This is a genomic window from Vibrio sp. 03_296 (assembly GCF_002265885.1).
Genome location: NZ_NPKW01000440.1, coordinates 1 through 592 on the forward strand (window position 1 = coordinate 1; position 592 = coordinate 592).

Consider the following 592-nt stretch of genomic DNA (forward strand, 5'->3'; position numbering starts at 1 on the left):
CGCAACTCTCTCCAACGAATTCCAGTATATTGCGTAAGTTAAGACGATTCGCTTCATCGTCTTCTATTACAAGCAGCTTTGCCAAACCTTGCATAAGTTACCGATTATTGCCTTTGTTTTATGATGTGTTGCGGCCAAACCTTGATATGCGAAATCAAAATGATCAATTTGTTTAAAGATCACTCAAATTAAACGATAGACAAAACAGGAAAAATCAGCAACAAAAAAAGCCATCAGGGCTACTAATGGCTTCTATTTTATTTGAATAAAAAAATAAGGCAACCAAGCAATTAGGAGGTGTGAGCTCGGTAGAAAGAATGGATATCGAATTACATTCCAATATCCGCAGCCGTGAGATTGTGGTACTCGTTTGGAATTTGGTCCCAAGCCGATTTGATCTCACGGATGATGTCGATCACATCGTCGATCATTTGTGGGTCATTTTGTGATTCGCCCTGAGATCTGCGTGATCATGAATTCGTAAAGCTGATCGAGGTTACGTGCAATATCACCACCATCATCCATTGAGAGACAGCTACGCAGTGCAATGATGATGTCCAATGCTTTGCCAAGACGCTCACCTTTCACTGGA

1 protein-coding gene and 1 pseudogene are annotated in these 592 nt (G+C 40.9%); both read right to left on the reverse strand.

From position 1 onward, the window contains the following. Positions 1–94, reverse strand: a 94-nt coding sequence (locus CIK04_RS25235; protein ID WP_142995016.1) for a hypothetical protein, incomplete at its 3' end; no start/stop codon positions are given. A 235-nt stretch (positions 95–329) separates the two neighbouring features. Next, positions 330–592: pseudogene (fliS, locus tag CIK04_RS25240) on the reverse strand (flagellar export chaperone FliS); the annotation flags it as partial.